Source organism: Liquorilactobacillus mali KCTC 3596 = DSM 20444 (assembly GCF_000260415.1).
GTDB lineage: Bacteria > Bacillota > Bacilli > Lactobacillales > Lactobacillaceae > Liquorilactobacillus > Liquorilactobacillus mali.
The window spans coordinates 28,210-51,062 of record NZ_BACP01000064.1 but is presented as its reverse complement, the minus strand read 5'-3'; the positions used below and the strand labels follow the sequence as shown (position 1 = coordinate 51,062).

Here is a 22,853-nt window from a genome sequence, read left to right as displayed (position 1 = left end):
TTTTGAGATGGCTTTTTTGTTTATTTTTTAGTCTTCTTTAGGGTAAAAGACCTCAGTCGGATGATCTTTTTCAAACTCTGCAGCATCTTTTGCCTCACCAAACGCTGATCTACCATCAATCACGATGTCATCTTCAACAACATCATCATTCTCATTATTCTTTTCCTTATTAAACTGACTCTTTAATTCCGAAGTTGCCTCTTTTAAGGAGGAAAGAGCCTGCTCCACATTGTCATTGTTTTTAAGACTTTCGGCTGTATCAACAACCTTTTGTTTCAATTCATTCAATGTGTCTTGAAGATCATACCCTTCATTTACATAATCACGCGCATGATTATAGTAACGTACTGCATTTTCACGTCCCTCATCAGTCAACTGTGCAACTTTTTCCTTTATTTGTTCCTGATGATCAGATAATACTTTTTTAGTTATAAAATATGCTGCCGTCCCAACTGCTAAAGTTGTAAAAACTGATAATTTTCTTCCCATTACTCTATCCTCCAGACAACTATTTATTCTTTTTTCTTAGATTGTACAATTTTCTTGCTACACCAAGTACAACTGAAGTTTTTCCAACACTCTTTGTCGATGATGATACTTTCGTAGCCAGTCCTCGACTTGCATTGTTCAAATCAGAGACACTTTCACTCAAATCTGCAACTGCTTGAAAAAGTGGATCAATCGTTTTTGACTTGTCTTCAATATCTGTAAGCAGTGTATTCGATTTCGCCAAAATTGCCTCTGCTTCTCTTGAAAGACCATTTATATCTGTACGCATCGATTTTACACTTTCGTTTACTTCATTCATGATTTTCCCGACTTTTGCCAGAACAATGCATAAAAAAACGACAAGCAATAAGAATGCAACTGCTGCAATCAATCCCGCAAGCTGCCCCAATGTTAATTCCATAGTTGTGCCTCCTCATTTCCTACTTGTTTATAGGATAGCATTGCAGCCAAAAAACTGCAATTAAAAGAAAATTTAACGCTATTTTTGCTAATTTTTGTTATTATAGAAATATTAAAGGAGAACGATTATATGCAATTATTTTATTTGAAGGGTTCTGATTCGCTTACTAGTAGTGTCTCAACCCAGGTTTCTAAACAAACCAATATTTTTACGCGTTTCCTTGTCAAAATTGATTGGGACAAAATTTTTAGTAATATGGTTGCCATTACACTTTCACTTATTCTTTTATCCATTTTTTTCCTTATCGTACACTGGTTTGGTAAAAAAATTATTATCCATAGTTTTAAAAGGGCTAAAATAAATGATCATCTTTCAACAAACCGGATAAGCACAATCTATACTTTATCTTTGAATATCTTTCACTACTGTATTCTTTTCTTTTACTTTTATGCTATTTTGTCCGTGATTGGCATCCCCGTTGGAACGCTAATTGCTGGAGCCGGAATCTTCAGTGTAGCCTTAGGACTTGGTGCACAGGGATTTGTTAAAGATATTGTGACTGGCTTTTTCATTCTTCTAGAACAACAATTTGATGTTGGTGATGAGGTAAAAATTGATACAGTTAGTGGTACAATTCACGCAGTTGGGCTTAGAACAACTCAAATCATTGATTATGACGGCACTTTACACTTCATTCCAAATAGAAATATCACAATTGTCAGCAATTTATCGCGCAATGATATGCGGGCTCTGATCGATATTTACTTTGATCCATCATCTGATATCCAAAAAATGACCACCATAATAAAAGATATAAACCAAAAACTTACACCAAAATATAAAGAAATCACACAAGGACCAACAATTCTTGGTACCGTTGATAATGGTAATGGTATTCTATCTTTTCGTGTGGTAATTTATACGAAAAATGGTGCGCAATATACAGTGCAAAGAGCCTTTTTAACTGAATATCTCGAAACTTTAACTCAAAAGGGATTTAAAATAAACAATTCTCCCGTTAATCTGGCTGCTGTATCTAAATAACAAGTGATCAGCTGACTAATTAGAGTAGTAAACTGAGTCATAAAGATGAGCAACTTGAGATTAGACGAAGGGTTTTGACTCATGTAATATGTTTATACAGCATAAAAAAAGGGTTGGTTCAAAATTCTTGAACCAGCCTTTTTTATCCTTTGCATTATACAAATAAATACAACTCAATAGCTAATCACAGAGAGTCGTTCTCTCTATTTTTGCTGATATCTTTCATTCTGGTTTTCAAATAACCCGTCATCGCATTCACACCTTTTATAATTGCTCCTTCTTTTGGTGCAAGGTATTCTGAATGTAATGAATATGGGCTATCTACTCCTAACCAAAACATTGTCCCAGGTATTTTCGACAACAAGAAACCAAAGTCCTCCCCAGTCATTGCAGGTTTTGTTTCTTCAAACACAACATCTTTAGTATTGGACATATAATTAATAAACTCTTTCGTTGTTTCATAGTTGTTTTCAACTGGGTAATATCCGCCTTGATGCAAGTCAAGGTCAACTTCACATTCAAATGCTTCCGCAACAGACTCAGCAATTTTCCTAACTCTTTTTTGAATTAATAGATTCATTTCTTGCGTTAATGCCCTGATTGTCCCATCTATTTGGGCCTTCCCAGCAATCACATTACCGGTTGTTCCTGCACTAAAATGTCCCAGTGTTACAACACCCGATTGAATTGGATCAACATTTCGGCTCACAATTGACTGAATCTGAGTTACAAAATAAGATCCGGCCACCACCATATCGTTTGCATTGTGAGGAAAAGCAGCGTGACCGCTTTTTCCAGTAAAAGTTGCATGAATCTCACATGTTCCAGCAAATAAAGTTCCTTGCCGACAACCGATTACTCCTGTCTTTAAACCAGGATTATCATGGAATGCATAAATCTCATCTGGCATCCAATGATCAAGTGCCCCACTCTCATACAGTTGCTTACCACCACTAGCATTCTCTTCAGCAGGTTGAAAGATAAATGTCATATTTACACCAGGCTGTTTTTCTGCAAAAAAACTCAATATTCCAAGGGCAACAGTCATATGTATATCATGTCCGCAAGCATGCATTCGCCCCTCATTTTTTGAAGAAAACGGTAAGCCTGTTTCCTCAGTTACGGGCAAACCGTCAATATCAGTCCGATAACCAATTGTATAAGTTTCATCAATTCCCTTTAAATGCACTATAGTTGCTGTTTTCCAGGTTTTAAAATCTAGCCATTTACTATTCATGCTTTTAATAATTGAAATTAATTTTTTTTGCGTTTCGAATTCTTCCATTCCAATTTCAGGAATTTGGTGTAATTCGCGTCTTATCCCTATTAATTCTCTCTCAGTTAAAATCATTAAACTCATTCCTTTTAGTCAATAATTATATGCCATAATTCATCATAAACAAATAAAAAAATACGTAATATATACCAAAATTATGAGACCAATATTCCACAAAACCATCCATATAACCAAACGAAGAGGCTTGAGTCAATGCCCCAGCCTCTTCTTCAACTACTTGGTTTATTCTAAATATTACGTAAGTCTTCTACTAAATCAGTTTTACCCTCTTTAATTTCTGAGACATTTTTAACCTTTTTGGCTGGCATTCCAACTACAACAGTCCCCGGTTCTACATCATGTGTTACCACGGCACCAGCACCAACTACAGCACCTTTACCGACACGTACACCTTCCAAAACAACTGCATTAGCACCAATGAGCACATCATCCTCAATAGTAACTGGTTGAGCCGAAGCAGGTTCAACTACCCCAGCCAATACTGTGCCTGCACCAATATGACAATTTTTGCCAACCCATGCACGTCCACCAAGAACTGCACCCATATCAATCATTGAGCCTGCACCAATCTCAGCACCAATATTTATAACAGCACCCATCATGATAACAGCATTATCACCAATTTCTACTTGATCGCGAATAATCGCACCTGGTTCGATTCGTGCATTAAAGACCTTTTTATCAATCATTGGTACCCCAGTATTTCTTCCATCGTTTTCCACATGGTACTGGCTAATTTTTGCCTTATTATTATCTAAAAATATTGAAGCATCTTTCCAATCACCAAAAAGAACACCCGTCTTATCTTCAAAATACGTCTCAAGTGTTGCAGGAACTTCAATTTTGTCTAATGTTCCCTTTAAATATACTTTTACAGGTGTTTTTTTCTTTGAATTTGCAATTGTTTTAATAATTTCTTCAGTGTTAAGTTTTGGCACATTGATTCCTCCCTTATTGTAAAAAAACTAATCTTGTATCGTGCTTGATTCTTTCTCTCTGATAGCATAATACTTATCAAAATCATGCGTCATATAGTTGACGGCCTTTAAAACCTCACGTCTCGTCACAATCCCAGTAAAGACACCATCATCATTTATAACAATTAGAAACGGATGGTTTATTAACAAATGCAAAATTTCTTCCACATCATATGGCAACTTGATAGTTGGAAAGTCTTTTTGCATTACTTCAGACACTTTCTTCTTACTCAAACGAGTTGGATCAATCCCGTTTAATCCAAGCATTGTCTCTGTTAGCATGGGTAACGTCAGTATTCCCTTAAAATGCTGCTCTTTATCAAGAACAGGAATCGATGAATATTTGACTTTAGTCAAGACAAGAAATGCGTGATCCAAATGGTTATCTTCTTGTACATTTGCAACTATTTCTGCTGGAATCAAAAAACCATCTTGTTTAGAGATTAGCATCTGTTCCATTTGCTTAGTAATCACGACAAATAACCTCCTCTATCCAATACCTCCATTCTAAATTATTTTGGGCAAAAAACCAACAAGAATTCTTTAAAATAAAGTAAAAAGTAATATTTACTTATATTTTTTTTATGCTACTATTAGAAAGTATTATTTGAAGGAGGTAGTCATGGAATATTCTTTAGCAATTCGGCTTTGTGCCGAATTTTTTGGAACTGCTATCATGGTAATTCTTGGTAACGGTTCAGTAGCTACTGTTGATCTTGAAAAGACCAAAGGTAGCCATGGGGGTTGGATTGTGATTGCTGTCGGATACGGCTTTGCAGTTATGATCCCCGCTTTAATGTTTGGTACTATTTCAGGTAACCATATCAATCCAGCTTTTACAATTGGACTCGCACTTTCTGGACTTTTTCCCTGGAGTGATGTTTTACCATATATTTCAGTTCAACTTTTAGGAGCAATTATTGGACAATTTGTCGTTTATTTATGTTTCAAGCCCCATTATGATTTGACCAAGAACACCACTCTTGTGCTTGGTACTTTCTCTACTTCGGATGCAACATCAAGCAGGCTCAATGGTTTTATAAATGAGTTTTTTGGTACCTTTATTCTTGTTTTTGGAGCACTTGGTATCACTAATTCACCAAGTTTTAGTCATGGTAACCAAATGTCTGGCTTTATTGGAATAGGACTTTTAGTTATGGTTATCGTTGCTTCATTCGGTGGTCCTACGGGTCCTGCATTAAATCCTGCTCGTGATCTTGGACCAAGAATTTTACATCAACTTCTCCCACTCAAGTACAAGGGTACATCTAATTGGAAATACAGTTGGGTTCCAGTTGTTGCTCCAATTCTTGCAGGAATTTTTGCTGTCGCTTTATATAAAATAATTTTTTTATAAACTTTTCATAATTCAAATTAAATTAATCAAATAATACATATAAAAAGGACTGGATCTTAAATTTATCTTTGACCCAGTCCTTTTTTACTTCACATAAACATATTCACATATTCCATAATTCAGAATTCTCCGCCTAATTTCAAATCACTCACAGCGAAGAAATTTGTACTGTTCTGATTTTATATAAACCTGCTGTTAATTTAATGGATCACCATACCATTTTTGATACATTGATTCGATTATGGTCATAGTATGCATAGTCAGTTCAGGTGTTACAATAGAGCTTTTCAATTCATTATTTAACAGAGACTCGTTTATATGATTAATTTCATATACAATCTCACTTTGTTGGCCATCGGTTGTAAACTTCTTTGCTTCACTGCCATCCGTTTTCAAGTACGCTGACTTGGACTCCCAATAATTTGGAATTTCCAACTTTCCCTTTGTTCCATATACCACTATCTTAGTTTCCAGACCAAAATCAGTTGCGATAATAATATTGGCTAAAATATCGCCAGCTTTTAAAGTCAAATTACATCTGGTATCTGCTTCGCCAACTTGATTGAACTCAAATCCGTTCCATTCCGTAACATCTTTCCCAGTCAAATACTGAATAAGCCCTATTGGAGTCGTTCCACCATTTATGAAAGCACCACCTCCAGCAGATAACTTTGTAAACCATTCTTTTTTATCAGTAGTATCATAATTTTCTTGAATATCTATGAAGTTTACGTCACCTATTGCACCTTCATCAATTAACTGCTTCGCCTTCTCGATAATTGGCAAGAAAACTGCACTTTGGGACTCCATGATAAACAAATTCTTCTGCTGGGCCAGTAAAAAGAGCTCACGAGCACCGACTTTGTGTCTCGTAAATGGTTTTTCCAATAAAACATTTTTTCCTGCTCCTAATGCAGCTTTAGCACTCTCATAGTGATCTTCATTTTTTATAGCTAGGTAAACAATATCAATTGAATCATCATTGAACAATGATTCCAATTTGTTATAAGTATTTTGTATCCCCAGCTTTTGGGCTAACTGCTGTGCTTTTTCATAATCATGCCCAAAATTTGCAACTGCTTCACCTTTTGAACTTTCTTTCAATGCCTCAACAAATTTGACTGCTAATCGATTAGTACCGACGATTCCATAACGGATTTTTTCTGCCATTATACTCACCTCATCATTGATAATAACTGCTTTTTATCCATTGTATCAGAGTTGATGGCAGTTTCGTAATTATATTGGACTATATTTCTTTATTTTTCAAAATTATGCTGCGTAGATTGTCTCCATCTTTTTCTGAACCAATTGTCACGCGCAACCAATTCTTTAATAGACCACGCCTAATTTGATATCCATTCTTCAATAATTCATCCGCTAATTTATTAGCATCAGGATAATTGAAAAAGATAAAATTTGCCTGACTAACATAATACTTAATCTTATTTTCTTTAAAGAAATTCTCCCAGTTATCCCTCTCGATTTGCGTCTTTTCAACAGAATTATTGACGAAATCCTGATCTGACAATGCTGCTATTGCTGCAACCTGTGCAAGTGAATTCAGATTATATGGTAACCTCACTGCTTGCATATAGTTTGCTAATTTCTCATCCATTACTGCGTAACCAACACGATAATTTGCCAATCCGTATGCTTTGGAAAAGGTTCTTAACAACATCACATTTTTGTAATTCTCCAATTCTGACAAAAAACTGGCATTCTTGGTTTTCGTAACATAATGAATATATGCCTCGTCTAACAAAATCAAAATGTTATCTGGAACACTATCAAAGAAAGTCTTCAATGTATCAACATCCTCATACGTTCCAGTCGGATTATTAGGATTACATATCCAGATAACCTTTGTTTTATCTGTAATCTGCTTCAAAAAGCCTTCAAAATCATAGTGCCCATTTTCAGGTAAACATGGGACCTCAATAACTTTTGCACCTTCGATTTGAGCATGCAGTGCATATTCTGAAAATGTCGGCTTACTAAGTATTACCTCATCCCCAGCCTCAAGGAAGATACGTGAAATCATCGTAATAATTTCGTCAAGACCGACCCCAAAAACCAGTTTTTCTGGAACTACACCTATGAAATCTGCGATTTTGTTCCTTAAGTCATTTGCATACCCATCTGGATAACGGTTTTCTTCTCCAAAATTCCAGTTTAGAATTGCTTCTTTTACTTTCGGAGAAGTTCCAAATGGGTTCTCGTTTGCAGATAGTCTAACTAACTTATCTAATCCCAATCGTTTTTTTACACTCTCGATAGGCTCTTCAGGTATATAATTCTCAATCTTCTTTATTTGCGATTTCATTAGTATCTCCTTATAGGTCTTGAATTTTACGACGATCCTTAGTCTTACTCATCAAACCTTCTCTTTTAGCAAGCTCCACCTTTATCTCATCAAATCCCACTCCTTGTTCTACAAGAAGGACCATCAAATGATAAAGCAAATCTGCAGTTTCGTATACTAGTTCACTCTTATCAGGGTTTTTCGAAGCAACGATTACCTCTGTTGATTCTTCACCAACCTTTTTTAGAATTTTATCCAGCCCTTTGGTGAATAAATAATCTGTGTAAGATCCTTCCTTAGGATTTTCTTTTCTTTTCAATACTAATTGGTATAATTCTTCTAGATTTTGCATTTTACTTTTCTCCTTTGAAATTAATTTTTTCGAAAAAGCAGGTTCGTTTTCCAGTATGACAGGCTGGTCCAGCTGGCTGTACACGTATTAAAAGCGTATCTTGATCACAGTCTAGCAAAATACTTTTCACAACTTGTGTATTGCCACTTGTCTCCCCTTTGTGCCACAATTCTTGCCTCGAACGTGACCAAAACCAGGTTTCACCAGTCGCAATCATTTTTTCATAACTTTCTTCATTCATCCATGCGACCATTAAAACATCGCTTGTTTTATCATCAACAATTACACTTGTTATTAAGCCCTTTGCAAAATTAGGTCTGCTCATCTAACATTCACCCCTTGATTTTTCAGTATCTTCTTGAGATTGGGGATTGTAATCTCACCATAATGAAAAACTGACGCTGCCAGCGCCCCATCCACTGTACTCTCCCGAAAAACATTGGTAAAATCTGTACTTGTCCCGGCTCCACCAGATGCGATAATCGGTACATCGACCAGTGCAGACAGTTTTTGGTACAATTCAATGTCAAAACCCGATTTGGTTCCATCTTTATCCATACTTGTAACAAGCAACTCGCCTGCACCAAGCTTGACAACTTTCTGAGCCCACCCCAGCGCATCAATTCCAGTGGCTGTTTTACCGCCATGAGTGTAAACTTCGTAATAATCCTTTTCCACATTTCGTTTAACGTCAATTGCCACCACGATACATTGATTGCCGAATTTTTTTGCTCCATCCGTTATTAGTTTAGGTGTTGCTACTGCAGCAGAATTCAACGAAATCTTATCTGCCCCCGCTCGCAACAATGCTTGCATGTCTTCAACAGACTTAATGCCGCCGCCAACCGTTAATGGCATAAACACTTGACTGGAAACACGCTCAACTACTTCTTTCATTGTCCTTCTTTCTTGATTTGTAGCTGTAATATCAAGAAAGACTAATTCATCTGCACCTTGTTTTTCATACTCTGCCGCAATTGTCGCAGGATCACCAACATCAACAAGATTTACAAAGTTAATTCCCTTTTTTACTCTCCCATTATCAACATCTAGGCACGGAATAATTCTCTTAGCCAGCATTATCGTTCACCTCAGCAATCTCCTGTAATGTCAATCTGCCTTCAAACAATGACTTGCCGACCACCATATCTTTCAAACCAGCTGCTACTAGTATTTTTACATCTTCAATATCACGAATTCCGCCAGATGCAATAATGTTGCAGCCATTAAACCTTTTTTAAGTTTTTTAATAGCTCAACATTAGGTCCGTTCATCGTACCATCCCTTTGAACATCGGTTACTATAAAGTTTCTGGCTCCTACCTGTTCCATCTTAGCAATTAAAGTCTCCATCTTTGTATCTGATGTGTCCAACCATCCGTTTACCGCTACTAGCTCGTTAGTTCCATCCACACCTATTACAATTTTATCTGCACCGAATTCTTTTAAGGATTCAACTACGAATTCAGGATTGAATAACGCGGCAGACCCAATAATTACACGGTTAATTCCAAGGTCAAGATAGTGTTTTACACGGTTCAAATCCCTAATACCGCCACCAATTTCGATTAGTCCAGTGAAGAGCTTCCTAATATCCTTGATAACCGTTTCGTTTTGTGGTGTTCCCTTCAAAGCGCCATCTAAATCAACTAGATGCAAGCACTTAATCCCAGCTTCTTGATATTTCTGAGCTTGTAGTGCAGGTGTCTCTTCTATTAATGTTTCTTCTGCGAAGTTACCTTTGTATAAACGGACACTCTTACCTGATTTCAAATCAATTGCTGGAAAAATCATTATTTAACCACCTTCTCTGAAAATGTTTTTAGAATATTTAATCCTACCTTACCGCTTTTTTCAGGATGAAATTGTGTTCCAAAAACATTCTTGCTTTGAACCATCGCGGGTATTTCCACCCCATAATCAACTGTTGAAATTAAATATTTCTTGTCGCAGACTGCGTAATATGAATGTACAAAATATGTATATTCATTAGCAATAAATTCAAAATCAGTTTCATCTTTCTTAAGATGGTTCTCATTCCAGCCCATTTGAGGAACCTTCAATCCACTCTTTTCCGGAATAGCACTAATTTCGCCTGGGATTAGGCCTAACCCCTTATGGTTCCCATATTCGCTTGATTTTTCAAAAAGCATCTGCATTCCGAGACAAATTCCTAACAAGGGTATTTTATTGATCAAAACTGCTTCTTTAATAACGCCAATTAAATTTTTTTTCTCTAAAGTTTCCATTGCGGGTCCGAATGCACCCACCCCAGGTAGTATTAATCCAGAGCTTCTCATAATTTTCTCCGGATTATCTGTTAACTGAACCTCAATTCCAAGATATTTAAATGCCTTAATTACATTGAATGTGTTTCCTGCATCATAGTCGATTATTGAGAGCACTTAAATCACTCCTTTCGTTGAGTTCACACCTTCAATCTCTGGATTAATTGTTACTGCTTTTCTCATTGCCCGGCCAAATGCTTTGAATAAACTTTCAATCTTATGGTGCGTATTTCTCCCGTACAGAATTTCAGCGTGTAAGTTCATCTCAGTACTAAATGCAACCGCCTGAAAGAAATCTTCCACAATTTCAGTTTCGAAGTCACCTAAGCGTGGATTCTCTAATTCTGCCTTAAAAACAAGATATGAACGTCCACTCAAATCAACGCAAACCCGACCAAGTGTTTCATCCATTGGCACGAAAGCTGTTCCATATCTTTCAATTTGCTTTTTTTCTCCCAAAGCTTCCTTAAAACACATTCCTAAAACAATCCCAGTATCCTCAACTGTATGATGTGGATCAACATTTAAATCGCCATCCGCTATCACTTCTAGACCAAAACGTCCATGCTTTGCAAAGAGCGTCAGCATATGATCAAAGAAACCTACTCCCGTATTGATTTTGATTCCTGTTTGCTTATCTAAGTTCAACTTGATTTTTATTTTTGTTTCAGCAGTATTCCTTGTAACTTCGGCTTCTCTCATATTAATTCTCCTTTTGATTGAATCTTTCTTCAATAGCGCGGGCATGTGCCTCGAGTCCTTCAACACGGGCAAGCGTTGTAATAGCTTTTAAATCGTCTACCAGTGACTCTTTTGAAAAATTGATAAATGATGTTTTCTTAACAAAGTCATAAACACCTAATGGAGATGAAAACTTAGCTGTACCACCAGTTGGTAATACATGGTTTGGTCCAGCAACATAATCTCCGAGTGGTTCACTTGCATACCTGCCCAAAAAGACCGAGCCTGCATTCCTGATTAAACTCAAATATTTCATTGCATCTTCAAGCTGTACTTCCAAGTGCTCTGGAGCAACAACATTCATCAATTCAAACATTTCCGGAATAGATTTCATTACGGCGATAAATCCGCGTTCGTTAATTGACCTTGTTGCTATATCCCTACGAGGAAGCGTTGCTAATTGTTTTGTTACTTGATCGCTAACTACTTGTGCTAACTGTTCATCATCCGTTATTAAAATTGCGCGGGCGCGTACATCGTGTTCTGCTTGAGAAAGTAGGTCAGCAGCCAATTCGTTAGGCTTGGCATCCTTATCAGCCAATATACCAATCTCTGAAGGGCCTGCAACCATGTCAATTGCAACCTTACCGAAAACCTGTTTTTTTGCAGTTGCAACATAAATATTTCCTGGTCCAACAATCTTGTTGACAGCGGGTACTGTTTCTGTTCCATATGCCAAAGCTGCAATTGCCTGTGCTCCACCAATTTGGTAAACAGCGTCAACACCAGCAACTTTTGCGGCTGCCAAAACAGTTTGACTGATTCCATCTTTTTGTGGTGGTGTCACCATGATAACTTCACCTACACCGGCAATTTTTGCAGGCAATGTCGTCATCAAAATTGTTGAAGGATATGCGGCTGTACCGCCTGGTACATAGATACCAACTCGTTCTAGCGGTGTAACTTTCTGCCCCCTAATAATCCCGGGAGTATTAGTATCAATAAACCCTTGTTCTTTTTCAAGTTCGTGGTAACTGATAATGTTCTTCTTTGCCAACAATAGTGATTCCTTAATCTCACTGGGCAGGTTATCATAAGCCTCATCAATTTTTGCTGTAGATACCTTGAAGTTGTCTAGTGAAATACCATCGAACTTTTGCTCATAATCTTTGAGTGCTTCATCACCATTTTTTCTGACATTTTCAACAATTGCAGTAACACGTCGTTCAATTTCTAAATCGGTCGTCTGCTCAGTTAATCTTGCAACTATCTTCTTCATTTCAATTAAAGATTCACGATATATTTTCATTTTTTCCGCCCCTATTTTATTAATTCTTTATTTTTAATAACTTTTTCCAACTTATCTACTAATGAATATATTTCACGCGCTTTTTGTTTTAACGACATTCGATTAGCAACAAATCTTGTTGACACTTTGTCCAAATAATCGTAAACAAAAAGATTATTCTCTCTTAATGTCGTCCCCGTTTCTGTGATATCAACAATTGCGTCAGCTAATCCTATCAATGGTGCCAATTCTACTGAACCTTCAATCTTGATCACCTCAACATCTTGTCCTAACGATTCAAAATACTTTTGCGTAATCAGTGGATATTTTGTTCCGATTACTCTGCGTCCCTCCTTGTTAATCTCAAAGTCTGTAGTTGAGGCAAGTACAAATTGGCACTTTCCAATTCCTAAATCCAGTAATTCGTACTGTTCATTACGATGTTCTGTCAAGATGTCGCTCCCAACGATCCCAATATCTACAACTCCGGAATTTAAATACGTTGTAACATCTGGACCCTTGGCTAAAATGAACTGATACTCTCCATCGGAAGTATTAATTATTAATTTTCTTTTCTTGTTTTTGAGCGGCTCGCAATCAACTCCGGCAGCCGTAAGCAATTCGATCACTGGTTCCTCAATTCTTCCCTTAGTCAAAGCAATCTTCAGTGACATTTCGTAAATTACCCCCTTTATCAATCATATATAATTTAGTATTTTGGTTTCGTGCAGCAATAAATGCTTTTTTTAAGTCGTCTTCCATTGATAATTCAAATTTGTGTTCATTAAGAATCTTATTTACTAGACCAAGTTGATTAGGTTGATAGTATAATAAATCTTTTCTTTCTTTTTGTACTGAAATAGTAGAAAAATCCGCAAGTATTTCCAAATCGATTCCCATTCCTACAGCAGGTTCAGCCTGTTCTTGAAAATTCTCCAATAACTGATCATATCTGCCGCCACTAAAGACATATTCAGAAATACTTTCCATAAAACCTTTGAAAGTAATCCCAGTATAATAATTTTGTGGAGGGGCAACACTCAAATCTAGCAAGACCTTCTGATTCGGCAGCTGTTCCAACCAAGAAGTAACCTGAGTCAATTCATTGATGATCTGCTGTGCTTTTTCTGGTAATACATATTCTTTTATTTTACGTAAAACCCAAGAAATATTTCCGAATAAGCGCGGCCACTTTTCTAAGAATTCATACTCTTCTCTGTCTTTAAAAACGGATATATAAGCAAGATATTTAGGCATATTCTTTCTGAATAACTCCGTCTTAATCTGCTTTTTTAAGAGTTCATCTTGTGTTAGTTCATCTAGAATACTGTTAGCAAATTGTGCATGTCCTAATTCTATTTGGACCTTTCCTTGGAGAAATTCTGTACTGATTTGATTGATCAAGAGCATACATTCAAGTTCTGCTCGAATTGAAGGATACCCTACAATTTCAATTCCTGCCTGTGTCATCTGATTATATTTGCCAGATAAAGCCTTCGATATCTTAAAACGTTCACCAACATAATAAAATCTTTGTGGGAGTTTCACATTATTAGTAGCCAAAAAACGTGCCAATGGTAATGTTAAATCGGGGCGCAATATTAAGCTGTCATCATTACTATCAAGTAATTGATATGTACCCATCTGTTTAAGGTCAAAATCTGCAAAAACTTCTTTGTGTTCCAGCAAGGGCGTACTTACTTTCATGAAATTATTCTCAAGAAGCTTCTTCTCAATCTCAGTTTTAATGTGATACTTCTTTGATTCACGTTTCCCAAATCCATCTCTTGTACCTAGTGGTAAATTGACTTTATGCATCCGTTAATGCCTCCTTAAAAATAAAAAAGTCCTCTTAGTCTAAAATTAGACTAAGAGGACGATTACCGCGGTTCCACCTCAATTTGTCAGCACCTCACAGCACCAACCTCATGTTGAATACAAATTCAACAGCTTTAACGAGCTTATCCGAGTAAATTTACTAGCCAAAAGTGGCGTTCGATCCATTGATTCATAGGTGTGTTTCACCAATCACTTCGGTCTCCTTTCCAGCACCGGAGACTCTCTTCACGAGTGGTAATTGACTACTCTCCTAATCAAAATCATTCTTTATTAGAAATATATTAGTTTCATTAATTTTAGATAAGCATACACTCGAACCTACTTTCTGTCAAGTATTTCTATAAAATCTGTCAGATGATATCCATGCCCGACCTCAGCGATTGAATGAGCATCAGACCCAAATATAAGAGGAATCTTCTTTTCGCAAGCCATCTGCATAATCTGACTCCCTGGATATACCTCATTGCAATATGGTTTATACAATCCAGCTGTATTAAAGTCCAGCTCTCGCATTTGGATTTTAATATTATTTAAAATGCTGGTAATCAGTTCAAGATTATTAGCATCAAATTTTGCTGGTAATTCAAAATAATCTTGATACTTTTTAATCAGGTTCATATGGCCTATTCTTTGTGGCGCATATTTTCCTAAGTTTGCTGAAACTGCCTGCTGAATAAGCTCAAGATATCTATGATACAGATTTTGCGGATCTGCTAAAAAATTTGAAAACCCATCAGCAAACTCTACCGTATCGTAATCGACACACCAAAAACCATTATCTGCGCCTTTCATAAAATGAACCGATAAAATATTTTCTTGTGTTTGTGCTCCATACTCATCCAAAAATTGCTTGATTTCTTTCTCGAATCCGGGCAGATAATCAACTTCAAATCCAACCTTAATATTGATAACATCACCATATTTTTTTTGTAAGTTCGCACATAATTTAAAATAATCATCTAGTTGAGACCACTTAAGCGATGCTGTTTCTAATCCCTCGATGTTTCCTCTAAATTCTGACGCAAATCTTTTTGGCAGTGGTGCATGTTCAGTAATACAGTATTCTGAAAAGCCAAGTTCAATCGCCTTTTCAATCATTTCAGCAGTAGAATCACCCGAGCCATGCGGACAAAGCTCTGTATGTGTGTGCCCATCTTTTTTCATAGAATTTCACCTCATCTAAATAAAATATTTGTCCAAAAAATCTTCAATATGCTTTTTATACTCAGCAGGATTAATCCAATAACTTTCAGCGTGACTTGCACCCCTTACGATCCACAATTCTTTTGCGGCATTTGTTGCCCGATAATTTTCCAGTGCCATATAACTTGGAACATAGTCATCTTTTTCACCGTGGATAAAAAAGATTGGCAAGTGATTTTTCTTTAATTGTTCAATCGATGAAATATCATCTAGATAATACCCTAAACGTCTGTGGTTAATTGTACTGACTAGTGGATAAAATGGATATTTTGGTAAATGAAATTGCTGCTTCAATAAATAAGTTAGCTCTTCATGAATGCTGGAGTATCCACAATCTGCTATGATACATTCAACCTGGGGAGGTAGATCTTCTCCACTCAGCATCTCAACCGTCGCAGCACCCATACTGACCCCAAACAAAACGATTTTTGCCTTTGCTCCAATTCGGTCAATTACCTTATTGATCCATCTCAGATAATCCAATCTATCAAGCCATCCAAAACTAATATACTTACCCGCACTTTCACCATGGCCTCGGTCATCGGGCAACAAGATATTGTATCCCATATCATAAAACATCTTTGCGTAACTTGCCATTGTCTCGCCATTGCCCTTGTATCCATGCGAAATGATTACGACGTTTGGTGAACTGCTCTTAGCTTTTATAAAGTATGCAGACATACTTTCTTTTTCATTATCAATTGAGAAAGTCCAATGTTCCTTAGTAGTTTTCTTAAACCATTCCACATATTTCCAGTAACTGTCAGCATACTTTTGTTTATCAGCAGCCGCCTCTGGAACATAGTCAACTCTTTTAAACGCAAATTTAAACAAATATTCGCTTACCAAAACTGCTCCCGCAATACCTGTCCCTAAAACTGCACTCACAAATAAATTTTTCTTTCTCATCTCTTTACCTCCAACACTTCACTACTTACAAAAACAATTATTATCTTTATTAAAAAAAAGTACAAGTTAAACTTTTGTGTTGTTACAACAACACAAAGTCAACTTGTACTAGATTAATTCAAACTCTATCCTTAGCATATCTCTTTAAAACCTATTTACTTCAAACGATCATTCAATTCTTTGCTTAAATCTTCATATCCTGGTCTATTCAATAATGCGAACATATTCTTCTTGTATGCTTCAACACCTGGTTGGTTGAATGGGTTAATCCCATTTAAGTAACCGGAAATTGCAACAGCTATTTCAAAGAAGTAGATTGTGTATCCAAGCGTATATGCACTGCGATCTGGAATATTCACAATCATATTAGGTACATCCCCATCTGTATGTGCCAAAACAACACCTTGGAATGCCTTTGTGTTGACATAATCCATTGATTTTCCTTCAAGATATCTCAAACCATCTAGGTTTTCTTTTTCCTTTGGTATCTCTACATCATGGTTTGGCTTGGCAACTTTTATGACTGTCTCCATTAAATTACGACGACCTTCTTGAATGTATTGTCCTAATGAATGCAGGTCTGTCGAGAAGTTAGCTGATGAAGGATAAATTCCCTTTTGATCCTTTCCCTCAGACTCACCCATCAATTGTTTCCACCATTCTGAAAAATACTGGAGTGATGGCTCATAGTTTTCCAAAATTTCTGTAGTATAGCCCTTACGATAAAGAATATTGCGCAATGTAGCGTACTGATATGCTTCATTTTTTGTCAAATCAGCATCTTGATAAGCAACACGAGCATCTGCTGCTCCTTGCATGATTGCATCTACATCTGCACCCGATGCAGCAATTGGTAATAATCCAACTGGTGTCAACACGGAGAAACGGCCGCCAACATCATCAGGGATGACAAAAGTCTCGTATCCCTCGGCATCTGCTTCAGTCTTCAAAGCCCCGCGTGCACGGTCAGTTGTCGCATAGATACGTTCCTTAGCAGCTTCTTTACCATATTTTTTAATCAATTTTTCCTTGAAAACACGAAAGGCGATAGAAGGTTCAGTTGTCGTTCCAGATTTAGAAATAACATTAACTGAAAAGTCACGGTCACCAACTAATTCAAGTAAATCATGTACATATGTTGAACTAATTGAATTACCTGCAAAAAAGATTTGTGGTGCATTTCTCTTTTCTGCAGGAAGCAGATTAAAGAAACCATGATGAATAAACTCAATTGCTGCACGAGCTCCTAAATAAGAACCACCAATTCCAATTACAATTAAAACTTCAGAATCTGATTGGATTTTTTTTGCTGCCTTCTTAATTCTCGCAAATTCTTCTTTATCAAAATCAGCAGGTAAATTCAAAAAACCTCTAAAGTCATTTCCCGCACCGGTACCTTCACGTAATTCCTTGTCTACAGCCGAAACAAGCGCTTGCATTTCTCCTAATTCATTATCGTGAATAAATTTTGTTAAGTTAGAGCTATCAAATGAAATATGTGCCATTATGGGTATCTCCTTTTTATTCTTTTTTATTCCAATGTCATTATACAATATAATTCTCAGTTTGTGGGTCTTTTTTACGAAAAATCAAGCAAATATACTTAAAGTTACTTATGAACAACTTACAACAACTTATAATATACTTATATTATAATTTATTTTATTTTAAACATCCAGTTAAATATCTATAAAATGAAAAGGCTGCCTAAAGTTTAAACTTTAGTGCAACCTCGATAATTCATAAAATAATATATTAGATATTGGACAACAGAATTCCGCCAATAATTATTAGGATCGAACCAAAAGTAATGAATCTCAATTCCTTTGTGGTCTTTTTCTCACCCAATAGTAAAATACTTCCAAATGTCGAAATTATTATCCCCATCTGCGAGAATGAGTAGCTGATTGCAAGTCCAACTAGTGGAATTGCCAAAAACATAAAGAAGTTCCCTGTTCCCCATACAAGACCCGTAATCACATTCTTATATGTTTCTTTACGTAAAGCATCTTTACCGAATGCAAAGAAACTTGCACCCAGAACCATTCCTAAGGCTTGTGGTAATACCATTGATTTAGTATCTACCCCTGTCCACTTAACAACTACAGCATATCCAACATATCCTAAAGTTGATAGTGCCAGTGCCTTTATCCCAAGAGACCAATTATCTGCTTTATTCTCTTTTGCCGCTTTATTATCTTTCAATGATGTCAGCGTAGCACCAACAATAAGAATGAAAAGTGCTAATGTTCCAAGTGAAATCTGATGTGAAGTTGTCCACTCTCTGAATAAAACAACTCCAGCAAGTGCATTAAAAACCAATTGTAAGCCCGTAGAAAGCGGAACTGTATTAGAAATACCTATTGCCTTCATCGAATGAAACTGCTGATTCTGACCTAAACTCCAAAAAAGACCGGATACTATACCAACAATCCAAACTTCTACAGTTGTATTTAAGACTATATGATGCCAAAAAACAATCGTAGTTAATATGCTGAAAAGCAAGGCACCCCAAGTCATTCCCAGGGTTTGTTGATTGGCACTTCCACCTAACTTTCCACTTACTAACCCGATACTTCCCCACGCAATTGCGGGTATTAGGGCAATTAACATAATATAAAAACCTCATTTCTCTTTTTCTCTCTGCGGCATTACATTATATCAGTTTTTACCTGCTTTTTACAAGTTCATAAAATTAATTTATACACGACCCTTAGAGACACTCAATACAATTGCCTTAAATGTATCTCCCTTTGCAAAAGACTTATTGACTGCAAAGTCTTCGCCTGCCCGGAAAGTCTCTTCGACCTCATAATGAAAATCAGCATTAGTAAATACATCCGCAACTAATTGTTTAAATTTCTTCATTGAAATGCTTGCTGAGTTGGCAGTTAGAATCATTGTGCCACCATCTTGAACACTTTGTAGTGCCAGCTGAATTAAGTCAAAATAATCTTTATTCAAAGAAAAAGAATTTTTCTTTCCACGAACAAAAACTGGCGGATCTAATACCACCACGTCAAACATAATATGATGCTTATGTGCATAATTCAGATAGCTTGTAATATCCATTGCACGTATTTCCTGTTTCTCAGCATCTATATTGTTCAACTCAAAATTTTCTTTTGCCTTCGAAATGTTTTTCGAACTCAAATCAATGCTGACCGTCTTGAATGCACCACCAACCTTAGCGGCAACGGCAACAGCACCATTCTTGCTAAAACAACTCAAAACAATTTTTTGAGAAGCATATTTTTCCTTTAGACCTAGTAGCAAATTGCGTTCTTCAAAATTAAAGTCAAAGTCACCACTATTTAGATGTACAGCAAAACTTATTCCATTTTGTTTGACCTCCAACGCATCAGCAGCTTTGTCACCTTGTACATGTCTTCTCTTCAAGCCATCGTTTTGAACGTTAAACTGCAGCTTTTCGTATACACCTTTTGCGTCATTAATAGCTATGCCAAAGGCCTCATAAAGCGTTTCACGGTGATAATAAATTCCCCGATTCTCAAAAGTGAAGACATAGAATCCATCAAAATAATCAATATTCAGACCACCGATGCCATCCCCACTCCCGTTAAAGAAGCGAAAAGCATTAGTTTCCTCATCATAATAAAATTTCGTACGTTTGACCTGTGCCATTGTAAATAGTTTTCTATAAAAATCAACATTAATGTACTGCTGTTCATTTAAAGAAAGAATCCAACCATCTGAGTTTCTTTGCTTTGCAGCGTAGGCATATGCAACAAATTTCTTATCCATAACCAGCTTAATTAAGGAACCATCTTCCTCATAGCCGTTCTTTACGAAATCTCTCACACTTAATTTTGGAAAACCATCTTTGTATTTTCTTGCAGCTTCTTTTGTAATTTCAATTGTTTTCAAATAAAAATCTCCTATAATATATATTCACTGTTAATCATAACAGACTTTCTAATAAAAAACTCTGATTAATTTACTTTTATCAGCCAATTAATTCAAATTCTTATTTAGTTACTAAATCTTTTATAATTATTGCCATCGTAAATTGACTTAATTTAATTTTTTGTTTTAGAATAAGTCATTCAGTGAACTTTTCGGAAAGGACGGTTCTACCCTCGTGTATTTATCAAAACTAAAAAAGAGTTTAAGCTCGCGTTTCGGCTTTTTTCTCTTATTAGTCTTTCTTTTTTGGCTAAAAACGATTGCTGTATATTTAATTGACTTTCAGCTTGGAGTTACTGGAATTTATCAATATGCAGTTCTTTTAATTAATCCTATAGCAACAACTGTCTTATTTTTTGGCTGCGCTTTATATATAAAGCGCACAACTCCAGCCTATTTGACACTTTTTCTAATATACATTGCAAACTCAGCATTACTGTTATTTAATGTCATTTATTATCGTGAATTTACTGATTTTATGACTATTAACGTTATTTTTGGTTACTCTTCTGTCTCAGAAGGATTAACAACTAGCTCTTTTGCATTATTAAAACCACAAGACATCATTATATTTATCGATATTATTTTGATTATTCTTGGTTTTGCTACTCGGTTTATTAAATTTGACCGTCACCCTATTCCAACAAAGCATGCGGCTGCTATAACGTCATTTGCCCTTTTCTTTCTTGTTTTTAATATTACGCTTGGCGAAATAGGTCGCCCTCAGCTACTGACTAGAGCTTTTGACCGTAATTACTTGGTCAAATATTTAGGAATTGATACCTTTACGCTGTATGACGGTTTAAAAACTGCCAAGAATAATCAGGTTCGCAATGAGGCAACAAGTTCAGATTTAAATAGCATTCTGAAATTTACAAAAAAGCATTATGCGAAAGCAAATTCTAGTATGTTTGGCATTGCTAAGGGACGCAATGTTATCGTTATCCATTTAGAGAGCTTTGAACAATTCCTAATTAACTTTCGTTTGAATGGAAAAGAAGTTACACCTTTTTTAAATAGTATTTACAATAGTAAATCTACTTACAGCTTCTCCAATTTCTTTAACCAAGTGGGACAAGGAAAGACTTCAGATGCCGAAAATATGCTTGAGACTAGCACATATGGATTGTCTCAAGGGTCACTTTTTTCATCACTTGGAACCGACAATACTTTTGAAGGAGCCCCAGCAATCTTGAATCAAAGAGCAGGTTATTCAAGTGCTGTTTTCCATGGGAATAAGGGTTCTTTCTGGAATCGCAGTAATGTGTACAAAAACTTAGGATATCAAAATTTCTTCGATGCAAGCTATTTTAATACAAATGCTAATAACCTCACGGAATATGGTTTAAAGGACAAATTACTTTTCCACGATTCTGTTAAGTATTTAGAAAGACTTCAACAGCCCTTCTATGCCAAATTTATTACTGTTTCTAATCATTTTCCATATGAATTAGATAGTCAAAATACAAGTTTCAAAGCAGCCGATACAGGTGATACTTCCGTTGACAACTATTTTGTAACTGCTCATTATCTAGACCAGGCTGTTAAGGAATTCTTTGATTATTTGAAGAAAAGTGGACTATATGATAACTCAATGATTATCATATATGGTGATCACTATGGTATATCTAACTCACGTAATCTGAAATTAGCATCGTTGCTGGGTAAATCATCATCCACTTGGACCGACAATGATAACCTTCAAATGCAACGCGTGCCGTTTATGATTCATTTGCCAGGAACTCAAAATGGTGGTGTACAAACACAATATGGCGGAGAAATTGATGTCTTGCCAACATTGCTTCATCTACTGGGGATCAGCTCTAAGAGATATATTCAATTCGGGACGGACCTTTTTTCTAGTGAACATGATCAGGTGGTTGCTTTCCGAAATGAAAACTTTACAACACCTAAGTATTCTGTAGTTAATGGTAATATATACGATAATAGCACCGGTCTTCAGATAACACATCCTTCAGCAAGTCTAGCTGCTAAGATCAAGAAAGAAAGCGCAAAGGTTAATACCGAATTGACGCTGTCAGATACATTGAATAACAAGAATCTACTACGTTTCTATGTTCCAAAAGGTTTTACACCCGTTAATCCCAAAAACTACAATTATAAGGACGATTTTGGTGAAATTTCAAAAATCCAAAAAATCCTTGGTAAGAAATCTACTAGCTTATGGAGTAAGAATGGAAATAAAACAACCATTTCTGATTATGTTTCTGATGCACCCGAACTTAAAACAACAGATGATAACGCAAAAAATGTTTCAAGTGCTGTAGCATCCACAAAAAACTCCTCCTCTATTAGTGAAAGTTCTAGTTCGTCTGGCGATTAACAATAAAAATGTTCTCCTTCTATGTTTTAGTTACACCAACATGATTCGATAAAATTTAAATACTAATATTAATGCCAAATTACAAACATAGCGAATACTTTGCGATGAATAATTTTGACTTATGAAACATATT

Annotated in this window: 23 protein-coding genes, 1 pseudogene and 1 other annotated feature; of the genes and pseudogenes, 3 read left to right on the top strand and 21 right to left on the bottom strand. The window is 36.1% G+C overall.

What is annotated here, in order from left to right:
* Nucleotides 1-27: 27 nt before the first annotated feature.
* Nucleotides 28-489 carry a hypothetical protein gene (locus GSM_RS12215; RefSeq protein WP_003687602.1) on the bottom strand — a complete coding sequence of 154 codons (462 nt, stop codon included), beginning with the start codon at nucleotides 487-489 and terminating at the stop codon, nucleotides 28-30.
* Between the two features lie 19 nt (nucleotides 490-508).
* The gene (locus tag GSM_RS12210) at nucleotides 509-910 is read right to left on the bottom strand and encodes a DUF948 domain-containing protein (protein WP_003687603.1); all 402 of its coding nucleotides are present in this window, start codon (nucleotides 908-910) and stop codon (nucleotides 509-511) included.
* A gap of 129 nt (nucleotides 911-1,039) precedes the next feature.
* Here GSM_RS12210 and GSM_RS12205 point away from each other — a divergent pair, with 129 nt between their 5' ends.
* Nucleotides 1,040-1,954, top strand: coding sequence for a mechanosensitive ion channel family protein (locus tag GSM_RS12205; RefSeq protein ID WP_003687605.1), 915 nt, complete (start codon nucleotides 1,040-1,042; stop codon nucleotides 1,952-1,954).
* A gap of 184 nt (nucleotides 1,955-2,138) precedes the next feature.
* Here the strand turns inward: GSM_RS12205 and GSM_RS12200 are convergent, their stop codons facing one another.
* The 3 genes from GSM_RS12200 to cbpB all read right to left on the bottom strand — a co-directional run bounded on the left by GSM_RS12200 (nucleotide 2,139) and on the right by cbpB (nucleotide 4,702).
* Nucleotides 2,139-3,305, bottom strand: coding sequence for an N-acetyldiaminopimelate deacetylase (locus GSM_RS12200; protein WP_003687608.1), 1,167 nt, complete (start codon nucleotides 3,303-3,305; stop codon nucleotides 2,139-2,141).
* Between the two features lie 173 nt (nucleotides 3,306-3,478).
* Nucleotides 3,479-4,189, bottom strand: coding sequence for a 2,3,4,5-tetrahydropyridine-2,6-dicarboxylate N-acetyltransferase (gene dapD, locus GSM_RS12195; protein ID WP_003687610.1), 711 nt, complete (start codon nucleotides 4,187-4,189; stop codon nucleotides 3,479-3,481).
* A gap of 27 nt (nucleotides 4,190-4,216) precedes the next feature.
* On the bottom strand, nucleotides 4,217-4,702 hold the full coding sequence (cbpB, locus tag GSM_RS12190) for a cyclic-di-AMP-binding protein CbpB (protein WP_003687612.1): 486 nt from the start codon (nucleotides 4,700-4,702) through the stop codon (nucleotides 4,217-4,219).
* Between the two features lie 148 nt (nucleotides 4,703-4,850).
* Here cbpB and GSM_RS12185 point away from each other — a divergent pair, with 148 nt between their 5' ends.
* Complete coding sequence (locus tag GSM_RS12185; RefSeq protein ID WP_003687615.1) at nucleotides 4,851-5,585, top strand: MIP/aquaporin family protein; 735 nt, start codon at nucleotides 4,851-4,853, stop codon at nucleotides 5,583-5,585.
* Between the two features lie 195 nt (nucleotides 5,586-5,780).
* Here GSM_RS12185 and GSM_RS12180 read toward each other — a convergent pair whose 3' ends face one another.
* From GSM_RS12180 to GSM_RS12105, 16 genes and pseudogenes are all read right to left on the bottom strand, one after another.
* Complete coding sequence (locus tag GSM_RS12180) at nucleotides 5,781-6,755, bottom strand: Gfo/Idh/MocA family protein (RefSeq protein WP_003687617.1); 975 nt, start codon at nucleotides 6,753-6,755, stop codon at nucleotides 5,781-5,783.
* A gap of 79 nt (nucleotides 6,756-6,834) precedes the next feature.
* Nucleotides 6,835-7,911: a histidinol-phosphate transaminase gene (gene hisC / locus GSM_RS12175; protein WP_003687620.1), complete on the bottom strand. Its 1,077-nt coding sequence runs from the start codon at nucleotides 7,909-7,911 to the stop codon at nucleotides 6,835-6,837.
* 10 nt (nucleotides 7,912-7,921) lie between these two features.
* Nucleotides 7,922-8,242 (bottom strand): phosphoribosyl-ATP diphosphatase, encoded by a 321-nt coding sequence (gene hisE, locus GSM_RS12170; RefSeq protein ID WP_003687621.1) that lies wholly within the window; start codon nucleotides 8,240-8,242, stop codon nucleotides 7,922-7,924.
* A gap of 1 nt (nucleotide 8,243) precedes the next feature.
* Nucleotides 8,244-8,567, bottom strand: coding sequence for a phosphoribosyl-AMP cyclohydrolase (gene hisI, locus GSM_RS12165; RefSeq protein ID WP_003687623.1), 324 nt, complete (start codon nucleotides 8,565-8,567; stop codon nucleotides 8,244-8,246).
* Nucleotides 8,564-9,322 (bottom strand): imidazole glycerol phosphate synthase subunit HisF, encoded by a 759-nt coding sequence (hisF, locus tag GSM_RS12160; RefSeq protein WP_003687625.1) that lies wholly within the window; start codon nucleotides 9,320-9,322, stop codon nucleotides 8,564-8,566. Before hisF ends, hisI begins: the two co-directional genes overlap by 4 nt.
* Nucleotides 9,312-10,035 (bottom strand): annotated as a pseudogene (gene hisA / locus GSM_RS14350) (1-(5-phosphoribosyl)-5-[(5-phosphoribosylamino)methylideneamino]imidazole-4-carboxamide isomerase). The gene hisF and the pseudogene hisA overlap by 11 nt, the downstream one beginning before the upstream one ends.
* Nucleotides 10,035-10,646 carry an imidazole glycerol phosphate synthase subunit HisH gene (gene hisH, locus GSM_RS12150; protein WP_003687629.1) on the bottom strand — a complete coding sequence of 204 codons (612 nt, stop codon included), beginning with the start codon at nucleotides 10,644-10,646 and terminating at the stop codon, nucleotides 10,035-10,037. The pseudogene hisA and the gene hisH overlap by 1 nt, the downstream one beginning before the upstream one ends.
* A complete protein-coding gene (hisB, locus tag GSM_RS12145) occupies nucleotides 10,647-11,231 on the bottom strand; it encodes an imidazoleglycerol-phosphate dehydratase HisB (protein ID WP_003687631.1) in 585 nt (194 codons plus the stop codon).
* A 1-nt stretch (nucleotide 11,232) separates the two neighbouring features.
* The gene (hisD, locus tag GSM_RS12140; protein WP_003687632.1) at nucleotides 11,233-12,519 is read right to left on the bottom strand and encodes a histidinol dehydrogenase; all 1,287 of its coding nucleotides are present in this window, start codon (nucleotides 12,517-12,519) and stop codon (nucleotides 11,233-11,235) included.
* 11 nt (nucleotides 12,520-12,530) lie between these two features.
* Complete coding sequence (gene hisG / locus GSM_RS12135; RefSeq protein WP_029327448.1) at nucleotides 12,531-13,181, bottom strand: ATP phosphoribosyltransferase; 651 nt, start codon at nucleotides 13,179-13,181, stop codon at nucleotides 12,531-12,533.
* The gene (locus GSM_RS12130; RefSeq protein ID WP_003687636.1) at nucleotides 13,147-14,316 is read right to left on the bottom strand and encodes an ATP phosphoribosyltransferase regulatory subunit; all 1,170 of its coding nucleotides are present in this window, start codon (nucleotides 14,314-14,316) and stop codon (nucleotides 13,147-13,149) included. The genes hisG and GSM_RS12130 overlap by 35 nt, the downstream gene beginning before the upstream one ends.
* A gap of 51 nt (nucleotides 14,317-14,367) precedes the next feature.
* Nucleotides 14,368-14,604, bottom strand: a binding site (T-box leader).
* 51 nt (nucleotides 14,605-14,655) lie between these two features.
* Nucleotides 14,656-15,501 (bottom strand): histidinol-phosphatase HisJ, encoded by an 846-nt coding sequence (gene hisJ, locus GSM_RS12125; RefSeq protein WP_003687638.1) that lies wholly within the window; start codon nucleotides 15,499-15,501, stop codon nucleotides 14,656-14,658.
* A gap of 15 nt (nucleotides 15,502-15,516) precedes the next feature.
* A complete protein-coding gene (locus GSM_RS12120) occupies nucleotides 15,517-16,449 on the bottom strand; it encodes an alpha/beta hydrolase (protein ID WP_003687640.1) in 933 nt (310 codons plus the stop codon).
* 155 nt (nucleotides 16,450-16,604) lie between these two features.
* A complete protein-coding gene (locus GSM_RS12115; protein ID WP_003687643.1) occupies nucleotides 16,605-17,954 on the bottom strand; it encodes a glucose-6-phosphate isomerase in 1,350 nt (449 codons plus the stop codon).
* A 250-nt stretch (nucleotides 17,955-18,204) separates the two neighbouring features.
* On the bottom strand, nucleotides 18,205-19,062 hold the full coding sequence (locus GSM_RS12110; protein WP_003687644.1) for a GRP family sugar transporter: 858 nt from the start codon (nucleotides 19,060-19,062) through the stop codon (nucleotides 18,205-18,207).
* A gap of 87 nt (nucleotides 19,063-19,149) precedes the next feature.
* Nucleotides 19,150-20,337: a class I SAM-dependent methyltransferase gene (locus tag GSM_RS12105; RefSeq protein ID WP_003687646.1), complete on the bottom strand. Its 1,188-nt coding sequence runs from the start codon at nucleotides 20,335-20,337 to the stop codon at nucleotides 19,150-19,152.
* 214 nt (nucleotides 20,338-20,551) lie between these two features.
* On the opposite strand from GSM_RS12105, the gene GSM_RS12100 reads away from it, so the two are divergent.
* On the top strand, nucleotides 20,552-22,720 hold the full coding sequence (locus GSM_RS12100) for an LTA synthase family protein (protein WP_003687648.1): 2,169 nt from the start codon (nucleotides 20,552-20,554) through the stop codon (nucleotides 22,718-22,720).
* Nucleotides 22,721-22,853: the final 133 nt, after the last annotated feature.

Excerpts from the sequence above, each read along its gene's own strand:
- GSM_RS12215 (WP_003687602.1), bottom strand. The coding sequence starts at position 489 with ATGGGAAGAAAATTATCAGTTTTTACAACTTTAGCAGTTGGGACGGCA.
- GSM_RS12210 (WP_003687603.1), bottom strand. The coding sequence starts at position 910 with ATGGAATTAACATTGGGGCAGCTTGCGGGATTGATTGCAGCAGTTGCA.
- GSM_RS12205 (WP_003687605.1), top strand. The coding sequence starts at position 1,040 with ATGCAATTATTTTATTTGAAGGGTTCTGATTCGCTTACTAGTAGTGTC.
- GSM_RS12200 (WP_003687608.1), bottom strand. The coding sequence starts at position 3,305 with ATGATTTTAACTGAGAGAGAATTAATAGGGATAAGACGCGAATTACAC.
- GSM_RS12185 (WP_003687615.1), top strand. The coding sequence starts at position 4,851 with ATGGAATATTCTTTAGCAATTCGGCTTTGTGCCGAATTTTTTGGAACT.
- GSM_RS12180 (WP_003687617.1), bottom strand. The coding sequence starts at position 6,755 with ATGGCAGAAAAAATCCGTTATGGAATCGTCGGTACTAATCGATTAGCA.
- hisC (WP_003687620.1), bottom strand. The coding sequence starts at position 7,911 with ATGAAATCGCAAATAAAGAAGATTGAGAATTATATACCTGAAGAGCCT.
- hisE (WP_003687621.1), bottom strand. The coding sequence starts at position 8,242 with ATGCAAAATCTAGAAGAATTATACCAATTAGTATTGAAAAGAAAAGAA.
- hisI (WP_003687623.1), bottom strand. The coding sequence starts at position 8,567 with ATGAGCAGACCTAATTTTGCAAAGGGCTTAATAACAAGTGTAATTGTT.
- hisF (WP_003687625.1), bottom strand. The coding sequence starts at position 9,322 with ATGCTGGCTAAGAGAATTATTCCGTGCCTAGATGTTGATAATGGGAGA.
- hisB (WP_003687631.1), bottom strand. The coding sequence starts at position 11,231 with ATGAGAGAAGCCGAAGTTACAAGGAATACTGCTGAAACAAAAATAAAA.
- hisD (WP_003687632.1), bottom strand. The coding sequence starts at position 12,519 with ATGAAAATATATCGTGAATCTTTAATTGAAATGAAGAAGATAGTTGCA.
- GSM_RS12130 (WP_003687636.1), bottom strand. The coding sequence starts at position 14,316 with ATGCATAAAGTCAATTTACCACTAGGTACAAGAGATGGATTTGGGAAA.
- hisJ (WP_003687638.1), bottom strand. The coding sequence starts at position 15,501 with ATGAAAAAAGATGGGCACACACATACAGAGCTTTGTCCGCATGGCTCG.
- GSM_RS12120 (WP_003687640.1), bottom strand. The coding sequence starts at position 16,449 with ATGAGAAAGAAAAATTTATTTGTGAGTGCAGTTTTAGGGACAGGTATT.
- GSM_RS12115 (WP_003687643.1), bottom strand. The coding sequence starts at position 17,954 with ATGGCACATATTTCATTTGATAGCTCTAACTTAACAAAATTTATTCAC.
- GSM_RS12110 (WP_003687644.1), bottom strand. The coding sequence starts at position 19,062 with ATGTTAATTGCCCTAATACCCGCAATTGCGTGGGGAAGTATCGGGTTA.